The 9,358-nt window shown below is 63.5% G+C and carries 7 protein-coding genes; 4 read left to right on the forward strand and 3 right to left on the reverse strand.

What is annotated here, in order from left to right:
* The coding region (locus ABJF10_RS25690; RefSeq protein WP_348547480.1) for a c-type cytochrome at positions 1-325 on the forward strand (325 nt) is incomplete at its 5' end.
* 162 nt (positions 326-487) lie between these two features.
* Positions 488-1,021, forward strand: a complete 534-nt coding sequence (locus ABJF10_RS25695) for a hypothetical protein (RefSeq protein ID WP_348547481.1) — start codon at positions 488-490, stop codon at positions 1,019-1,021.
* 57 nt (positions 1,022-1,078) lie between these two features.
* Here ABJF10_RS25695 and ABJF10_RS25700 read toward each other — a convergent pair whose 3' ends face one another.
* From ABJF10_RS25700 to ABJF10_RS25710, 3 genes are all read right to left on the reverse strand, one after another.
* Positions 1,079-1,897, reverse strand: coding sequence for an AraC family transcriptional regulator (locus ABJF10_RS25700; protein WP_348547482.1), 819 nt, complete (start codon positions 1,895-1,897; stop codon positions 1,079-1,081).
* Between the two features lie 135 nt (positions 1,898-2,032).
* Positions 2,033-4,534 (reverse strand): DUF4132 domain-containing protein, encoded by a 2,502-nt coding sequence (locus tag ABJF10_RS25705; protein WP_348547483.1) that lies wholly within the window; start codon positions 4,532-4,534, stop codon positions 2,033-2,035.
* Between the two features lie 3 nt (positions 4,535-4,537).
* Positions 4,538-4,924 (reverse strand): hypothetical protein, encoded by a 387-nt coding sequence (locus tag ABJF10_RS25710; protein ID WP_348547484.1) that lies wholly within the window; start codon positions 4,922-4,924, stop codon positions 4,538-4,540.
* 326 nt (positions 4,925-5,250) lie between these two features.
* Here ABJF10_RS25710 and ABJF10_RS25715 point away from each other — a divergent pair, with 326 nt between their 5' ends.
* Positions 5,251-8,826: a PSD1 and planctomycete cytochrome C domain-containing protein gene (locus tag ABJF10_RS25715; protein ID WP_348547485.1), complete on the forward strand. Its 3,576-nt coding sequence runs from the start codon at positions 5,251-5,253 to the stop codon at positions 8,824-8,826.
* A gap of 4 nt (positions 8,827-8,830) precedes the next feature.
* A partial coding sequence (locus ABJF10_RS25720) for a DUF1501 domain-containing protein (protein ID WP_348547486.1) occupies positions 8,831-9,358 on the forward strand: 528 nt, incomplete at its 3' end.

The raw sequence follows: 9,358 nt of genomic DNA on the forward strand, positions 1-9,358 counted from the left end.
GAAGCTGGTCGAGCTGCTGCCCACCGGGGACGACGCCGTCCTCGCCGGCGACCCGAAACGCGGCGAGCAAATCTTCCTCAAGCATCAAGTCGCTTGCGTGCTCTGCCATTCGCTCCACGGCCAGGGCAGCACCGTCGGCCCACCCCTCGACGGCATCGCCACCCGCGCCACCCCCGCCTACATCAAGGAATCCCTGCTCGAGCCCAACAAGGTGTTGGCCAAAGGCTACGAGGCGCTCGGTACCTCACCGATGCCCCCAATGGGCCTCATCCTCAAGCCGCAGGAACTGGCGGATATCCAGGCGTTTCTCCAGACGCTGAAGTAGGAATTCTAAAACGCAGAGACGCCGAGAGGAGAAGCACCGTGATCACGGGGTGCTCATCCCGTTTCACCTTTACGTTGGTCAACCGCTTTGACACGTTCCGCCGCCGAGATCGCCTGCCGGAGAAGTGGGTGGGTCGCGTGCGCCGTTTTCCCGTTTTTTGCCATGAAAGCCCTATTTCTTCGCCTGCTCGCCGTTGTTGCCTGCCTGCTCGCCGCATCGTCCTCCGCCCTGTGCGCGGATCCGTTTCCGCCCGTCTGGTCGGTCACCCTACTTTCATCCCCGTTCCACGTGGGCGACGACAACATCAAGGCGTTCAGCGTTCCCCAGCCGAACGCCCGGCAATATCACACCACGTTTACCCTGTCCGATTCGGTGAGCCACACGCTCGCGGATCGATTCGTCATCGTCATCGACATCGCTGATCTGACCTCTCCTGCGGACCCCCATTCGGCGCGGGCCATGGGCCACGGCAAATACCTGACCAAACTTTATCTCAACGGCGCCGAGATCACCGTGCTCAACCGGCTCGTCCACAAACACGAGGGCGCCCAAAACGTGGACCATCTGGTGATACCGATCGAGAGCAAGGCGCTCAAGGACGGCCAGAACACCATCGAGATCGTCCCCGGAAGCGCCGCGCGGAATATCGACGATTTTGAACTGCGCCGCGTCGTCGTCCAAAAGGGCGGGCTTTAGGTTTCAAGGCAGAACATCCAACATCCAATGGCGCAAGCGACGTGCGCAGTGGATTCCCTATTGGATGTTGGATGTTGGATGTTGCGTGTTGGATGTTGGGCGCCGTAAGGCGTCTCCCGATGTTCGAGCCGCGCTGTTTCCGCCGCGATACTCATCCCGGTACTCGCGGGGCGACACCCCCATGTGCTTGCGGAAATGCCGGGCGAACGCGCTGTGATCGCAAAACCCCGCCGCCAGCGCGATCTCGGTGATCGTCCGGCGTGTCTCCAGCAATTCGTCGCAGGCCAGCAGCACGCGCAGCCGCATGAGATAATGCTTTGGCGTGGTGTGAAAGGTCTCGAAAAACTTCCGCTCGAATTGCCGCACCGAGAGCCCCGCCATGCGCGCCAGCTCGCGCACCGAGATGGGCTCGCCGCTGTGCGCCTTGATGTAATCCGCCACCGGCGCGAGATCGAGATACGGCTGGAGCGCGCGCCGCGAGCCTTCATAACTGCGCACGATGCCGCACACGCCGACCACGCGGCCGGCCTCGTCGAAGAGCGGTAGCTTGTCCGTGATGAACCACTCCGGCTCGCCGTGCCGGCTGGGAAAAAGCTCCACGATCTGGAGCATCGGCCGCTCCGTGCGCATCACCTCCAGGTCGTCCTCGCGATATTTCGCCGCCATGTGTGGCGGAAAGATTTCCGCATCGGTGCGCCCCGCGAGTTTGTCGAGGCTCGGGTAGCCGCAACGTTCCACGAAGGCCCGATTGCCCAGCATGATTTCCCCCACGGTGTTCTTGGCGAAGAAAAGCGTGCCTGGCAAATGCTCGAAGAGCTGGTGCAGGGCCTCCGGGCGCAAGTGGCGCATCCAGTCGCTGGGTGCAGGTTGGGACATGGGTGTCTGGCTAGGGCGTGTCATTCGCTTTCGCCATTGATTTCTACCACAAAGACACGAAGGACTGGGCTCTCCTTAGTGTCTTCGTGCCTTCGTGGTTCATTTCCCCTCGGCCTCTGGGCCTGTCGATTCAGCCTAGCCGGTCGCTCTTTGCGAACGAATCTGGCTCAGGATGCTGCTATCGGTGATCTTGGCATCCGCGGCGAGCAGGAAGGCCTTGCTGAGAATGATGGACAAGGTAGCATCGCCCTCGAAGGGCAGGAAGACTTTGTCTTCCTTGCCACCGCGCGCCGGCACGATGCATAGATATTGGTCATTCGGCGCCATGAGGATGTTGCCGCTGCCCAGGTGAATCTTGTAGGTGCGCAGCTCGCCGCGCACGACCAGGAAACGCTCCTCGAAGGAACACTGCGCCGCGATCTTGAGCTTCGGCACCAGTTGCGTGAGCACGTCGCGACGGGTTTCCGCGGTCGCCGTGAGTACACCAAAGGCAAATCGACCCCAGGCACCCGTGTCCGGCCCATAGGCGCCGCGGTCCGCCCACGCCGGATCGTTGCCCACGCTGCACACGCCGACGAAGAGATCCACGTCGCGCATGATCTCGGAAAAGATCAGGGGTGGTACGGCGCTGAGCAGCAGCGACTCCTGGTCGCGCAAAATGCGCACCTGGTCCGTGGCCATATGGACGTAGATGCCGCTATCGGAAATGTCTTCATGGCCCTGGCCGCTTTCGACCCAGAATTCCGCGCGCAAGTTCCACTCGGGAACGGCGAGTTCGGGTGTATTGGCGGAATCGAAAGCGCCCTGCAGCCGGTAGGTCCAGCCGCGCTGGTGGGCGAGCGCGGCAAACTGATGCTGCCGCAGGATGTGCGCGGCGAAACGATTCGAGTACGTGCCGGTCGTGCGCTCGGCATCGGTCAGGACATAGATTTCGCGATGCGCCTGTTTGAAGGGCTGTGTGACTTGCCGCGTGACGAGCTCCGCGCGCCAGGCCTGCACCACCGCCACGTCGCTGGTGATCGGGTGCCAGAGCGTCACGACCGTCTCGCTGGCCATTTCCGGCAGAGGTCCGTCATGCACGCTGACGAGCCGGCCCTCGTGCCAGATGCCGAGGAGCGGGTCCGCCCCGGGCGGGGCGAATCGCCAGATCAAGCGCCGGGCGAAGGGCGCAACCAGCGGATGATCGAGGTAACGTTCGCGCCAATCGGCGTAGCGCCAGGTGCGCTCGACCCGGCAGAGCCGCTCCAGCCGGTGGCGTTGCGCGTCGAGCAACTTGCCGATTTCACCGAGTGTGTTCTTGAGTTCCTTCCACTCCTTGGCGGCCTCGCTCTTCACTTCGGCGGGCACGGATTGCTGCGCTTTGCCGTCGGCGTTTCGCCAGGTGATGTTCACTTCGGCGGCGGGGGAAATGCGAATCTCGGCGGTGAACGACGCGAGGGACTCGTCGAGGCCGTCCTCAGGATGCAGGCCGAAGGTCGGCAGGGCGATCTCTTCGAGATCGGCCACGGTCATGCCGGCATTCGCGGCGGCCGTTTCGAGCGCCCGCTGCACCAGCCGTTGGGCGACGACGTATTTGATCTTGTTGCGCAGGCGGGAGAGCTGCGCCACGGCGGCCAGGTCCCCCATCTTTTCCAGCACCACGAGGCACGCGTTGCCGACCTTCGAGGAAATCGGACCGACGCCCGGCACCTTGCGGTAACAGATGGCGGCGAGGTCGGCGACGATCCCCGCCGTGCCGCTATCGCCGAGCGACGCACAGCACCACACGAGTCCCTTGAGCACGTCGCTGTTGGCCTCATGCAAGGGCAGGGGCGCCTGGGAATTCGTCATCCGGCTTTCGTACGATCTTGGCTTTACCACGCGCGACCAGCGGGTCAGGGACTCGGCAAGTTTTGCGGGACCGACCTTCTCGACCAGCGGACGGGCCGCCAGAAGCCAGCGGGCTGCGGGTTGCGCGGCGGAGGCGGTGCGGGCCTGAGTCAGCAAGGCGCGCCAGGCCGCGCGTTCGGGTTCCGCCATCGCCGCGAAGTCGTCCTCCGCGAGGGCCGCCCACGCATCCGCGCGATCCAGCGGAGGCCCGCCCGAAGGAGCCTCTGCCGTGTCGAGTATCTGCGTGATGCGCGCGACGATTTTGCGTCCTTCCGAGTAGATGCACTTCGCTCCCCCGAGCTTCGCGGCGATGGTTTGCAAATTCGTGCGATTGCCCTCGCTCAATTGGCCACCCTCCTTCATTACCTCACATTTGCCGAGCACGCTTCCGAGCGACACCAGCACTTGCGATTTCATCCCCGCTGCAACCGCTTCCAGCATGTCGTCGAGATCGCCGGGGATGAGCGGAAGGTTTTTCCGCAGCAGCGTTTGCAGCAGCTTGTCCTGGATCCCGCCCAGGATGCTCCACTTTCCGTTCTCCCGGGCCCGCATCGCAAACAACAATACCGTTACGAGGGCCTGCACGCGTGGCGGAGCGGCCAGGATCGGTTGCGAAACGCCATCCTGTGTCGCCCGGAAGTTCTGCTGGTCGGCAAAACCCGCGCTGCGGTGGAATAGATTGAAAGCGGCGAGCAGGCGCCGGGCTTCTTCCGTCTCCACGCCGTCCGTCGGCGACGCGGCGACCACCTTTTTCAACCAATCCCACATAAACTATCCGCCAACCAATGGGGTCAGTTTCACAAATTGCACCTCCGTCTCGAGGTCCACGCTGAACTCTTCATCGAGGCTTTCCGCCTGGCGATCGCCGACGAGGAGGAAAAAGCCGTTGCGCTCGAAGGCGGTGCAGGCGCTCTGGAACTGCGCCTCCCAATCCACCCGCCGCCGCTTCTTGGGCATCTTCCAGCCGTTCAGCGTGCGCTCCGCCTCGCCGGGCGCCACGAGGCCGCGGAAGATCTCGGCGGGGCTCTGGTTGTAGTCCGCGACTTCCTGCCAGATGCGCGCGCGGATGATCTCGCGGACGGTCATGCGCTCGGTGAGATGGTCGAGCGTGAAGGAGTGCAGGCGCTCACCCGCTGGCGTTGCGTCGGTGATAGTCATCGGAAAAATGCGTAGGTCAGTCAGTGGAGGATGTCCATAGCACACCGCGCGCCAGAGCGTTGGCCAGGGAGCGAGCGCCTCATGTAAGGAAAAGAGCGATTTGACGCTGCGGGCCGGGCCGGACGTTGGAATGCTCTTGGAGACTTTTAAAAAGCCCGCGAATCACGCGAATCACACGAATGGGAAGGATTTCATTCGTGTGATCTGTGTGATTCGCGGGCCAAAATTTCCAAGTTGAACGGCTTATTTCACAGTCTCTTACGTGATTTCGTATATTGGCACGGCCTTGGACAGCCCATAGCGTCCAGCGCCTGTTCTTCTCTTCCATGACCGCCCCCTTCAGTCTTCGCGCCGGTTTGCTCGCGGCCGCCCTCTCCGTTGCGGGACTCGCTCATGGTGAGGAGGCGCCGTTGCCGGACAAAGTGGATTTCAACCGCGACGTGCGCCCGATCCTCTCCGAGAATTGCTTCAAGTGCCACGGCTTCGACCCGAAGAACCGCAAGGGTGACCGCCGGATCGATACTCGCGAAGGCGCTCTCGCGGAGAAGGATGGAGTCCGCGCGGTCGTGCCGGGCAAGGTCGCGGAAAGTGACCTGTCGCTGCGCATTCATTCGAAGGACAAGGACGAGCAAATGCCGCCGCCGAAGAGCGGCAAGCAAGTGACCGCCCGGCAGATTGCCGTGCTCGATAAATGGATCGAACAGGGCGCGCCCTACGATCTGCACTGGGCGTTCAAGAAACCGCAACAGGCTCCGCTGCCGGCGGTGAAACGCGCAGATTGGCCGCGCAATCCCATCGACCATTTTGTCCTCGCGCACCTGGAGTCCGCCGGCCTATCCCCTTCGCCCGAGGCCGATAAATACACGCTTTGCCGCCGGCTCTACCTTGACCTGGTCGGTTTGCCCCCGACCCCGGCCGAGGCCGACGCCTTCGCTGGCGATGCTTCCCCGGACGCCTACGAAAAGCTCGTCGATCACCTGCTCGCCTCACCCCGCTACGGCGAACGCTGGGCGCGCCGCTGGCTCGATCTTGCGCGTTATGCGGACACCAATGGCTACGAAAAGGACCGCCCACGCAGCATCTGGCCCTATCGCGACTGGGTGATCAAGGCGTTGAACGACGGGATGCCCTTCGACCAGTTCACCATCGAGCAGCTCGCCGGCGATCTGCTGCCGAATGCCACGCCCGCGCAGCGCATCGCCACGGGATTCAATCGCAACACCATGCTCAACGAGGAAGGCGGGATCGATCCGCTGGAATTTCGTTATCTCGCGATGGTCGACCGCGTGAGCACCGCGGGCACCACCTGGCTGGGTATCACCGTGGGTTGCGCGCAGTGCCACACGCACAAGTACGACCCCATCCCGCATCGCGAGTACTACGAAGTCATGGCTTCGCTCAATAATGCCGATGAGCCGGAGATGGATTTGCCGCCGCCCGATGTCGCCGCGCAGGAAGCGGCGCGGAACGAGAAGCTCGCGAAACTCATCGCGGCGCTCCCCGAGAAGTGGCCGGTGACGGACCGCCGCTGGACGCCCTTGCACCCTGGGCGCGTCGAGACTGCCAGTGGAGAGCAGCCGAAGATTCTCCCTGACCATTCCGCGCTCTTCGCCGCGCCGGGCCCGGAAAAGGACGACTACACCTTCATCCTCGACGCCGGTGCCGGGCCGATCAGCCAGCTCCGCCTCGAAGCGTTGACCGATCCCTCGTTGCCCAAGGAAGGGCCCGGCCGCGTGGCGCATGGTAATTTCGTCCTGAGCGAGATCACCGTTACCGCCGCGCCGAAGAACGCCCCGGAACAAGCGCAGGTGGTGAAATTGTCGCGGGCCGAGGCCGATGTGTCCCAACCGGGTTTTGAAATCGAAAAAGCCATCGATGCCCACGTCGACACCGGCTGGGCGGTGCATCGCGAAGGCTCGAAGTTGAATGCCCCGCACACCGCGACTTTTCATTTCGAGCAACCGGTGAGTTTCCCCACCGGGACGCAATTGGTGGTGCGGCTGGAGCAGCAATATGGACAGCAGCACACGCTCGGGCGCGTGCGATTCAGCGTGGCCAATGATGCACCTCCGCGCCCCGTCGCCGAGCAACGGCGCGAGGCGATCGACCAGGGTTTTGCCAAATGGCTGGAGCGTGAACGCGCCCGTTCGGTGCACTGGACGACGCTGCCACCCGTGGATGCGAAATCCAATCTGCCTCTGCTCACGGTCGGCAATGACGGCGTGATCTTCGTCAGTGGTGATATGTCGAAGAGCGATACCTACGAGTTGAAATTCCGCAGCGAGCTGCGCGGTATCACCGCCGTGCGCCTGGAAGTGCTGGCCGATGATCGTCTGCCGAAACACGGCCCGGGACGCATCTTCTACGAAGGCCCGGCGGGCGACTTCATGCTCAGCAATATCGAGCTGCTGGCCAGCGGCCACAAGCAGCCGTGGGCTCGCGCGACGCACAGTTTCGCCAAGGGAAAATTCGAGGCGGACAAGGCGATCGACGACAATCTCCAGACCGGCTGGAGCATCGATGGCGGCCAGGGCCGCAACCACGAGGCGGTCTTCAATCTCGCGGCCCCGCTGGCCGCCGCCGGTGAGTTCACGCTCAAGATGCTCTTCGAGCGCTACTTCGCCTGCGGACTCGGCAAATTCCGCATCTCCGTGACGACCGATCCTGCGGCGGAAGCGCGGGAGATGCCCGTCGAGATTGCGTCGTTATTCTCTATCCCAGATGAGAAGCTGACCGCCGAACAACGGGAAAAACTGCGTGCGCAATTCCTGCTCAGCGCACCGGAACTGGCCACCGCGCGCAAAGAAATCGATCAATTGCGCAAGCCGCTGCAATTCACGACCACCCTCGTGATGCAGGAGCGCCCGCCGGAAAATCCGCGCCCGACCTTCGTCCACAACCGCGGCGAATTCCTCCAGCCCACGGAGCGCGTCGAGCCCGGCGTGCTTTCGCTGGCCGGCGCCTTCCCGCCCGATGCGCCGCACAATCGGCTGGGCTTCGCGCGCTGGCTCGTGTCCCGCGACAATCCGCTCACGGCGCGCGTGATCATGAATCGCGACTGGGCGGCGTTCTTTGGCCGGGGTATCGTGCGCACGTTGGGCGATTTTGGGTTTCAAGGGGACTCGCCGTCGAACCCCGAGTTGCTCGATTGGCTGGCCGTGGAATTCATGCAGCGCGGCTGGTCCGTGAAGCAGATGCACAAGCTCATCGTCACGAGCGCGACCTATCGGCAGTCCTCGCGCGCCACGCCGGAGTTGATCGCCCGCGACCCGGACAACAAACTCCTCGCGCGCGGCCCGCGCTTCCGCCTGGAGGCGGAGATCGTCCGCGACTCGGCGCTGCTCGCCAGCGGGCTGCTTTCGGAGAAAATTGGCGGCCCCAGTGTGTATCCTCCTCAACCGGATGGGGTGATGGACGCCGCCTACGGTAGTCCAAAATGGAACGCCGACGACGGAGAAAGTCGCTATCGCCGAAGCCTTTACACCTTCATGAAGCGCACCGCGCCCTTTGCCCTCTACGCCAATTTCGACGCCCCGACCGGTGAAGCCTGCCTGGCCCGCCGCGATGTCTCGAACACGCCCCTGCAGGCCCTCGCCCTGCTCAACGACGTCGTCTTTCTCGACGCCTCGCGCGCCCTCGGCCACTCCCTCGCCGCCCAAGGCGGCTCGGTCGAAGACCGGGTGCGCACGCTGTTCCGCCGCTGCCTCACCCGCCCCCCGACCGATGCCGAATTGGAATTGTTGGTAAAATTTTTTACGACACAGAAAGAGCGCTTCACCAAGGGAGAGTTGAACGCCAAAGAACTCGCCGGCGAAGGCGCGGGCGACGTGAACGAATGCGCCGCGTGGACGGCGCTCGCCCGCGCGCTGTGGAACCTCGACGAAGCCATCACCCGGAGCTGAACCCATGAATCCGATCCAGCAATACTGCCAGCAAGTCACCCGCCGCCATTTCCTGCATGAGTGCGGCGTGGGCCTCGGCAAAATCGCCTTTGCCGGTCTGCTCACGGAAGCGCTTTCTTCCGGAGCGCGCGGAGTCCCCGCGGCGAATCCGCTGGCCCCTCGACAGTCGCATTTCCCCGCGAAAGCGAAGCGCGTCATCCACCTCTTCATGGCTGGCGCACCGAGTCAGCTCGACCTGTTTGATTACAAACCGGAGCTCGCCAAACTCGAGGGCAAGCCGCTCCCGCCGTCCGTCATCGCCGGGCAGCGCTACGCCTTCATCCGCCCGGACGCCGCGGTGCTCGGTCCGCAATTCAAGTTCGCGCGCCACGGCCAAAGCGGCACGGAACTTTCCGAAGTGCTGCCGCATCTCGCGGAGATCGTGGACGACATCTGCCTCATCAAGTCGGTGACGACCGATCAGTTCAACCACGCGCCCGCGCAGATTTTCTTCAACACAGGCTTCCAGCAACCCGGCCGTCCGTGTCTCGGT

Source organism: Chthoniobacter sp., from assembly GCF_040003245.1.
Classification (GTDB): Bacteria; Verrucomicrobiota; Verrucomicrobiia; order Chthoniobacterales; family Chthoniobacteraceae; genus Chthoniobacter.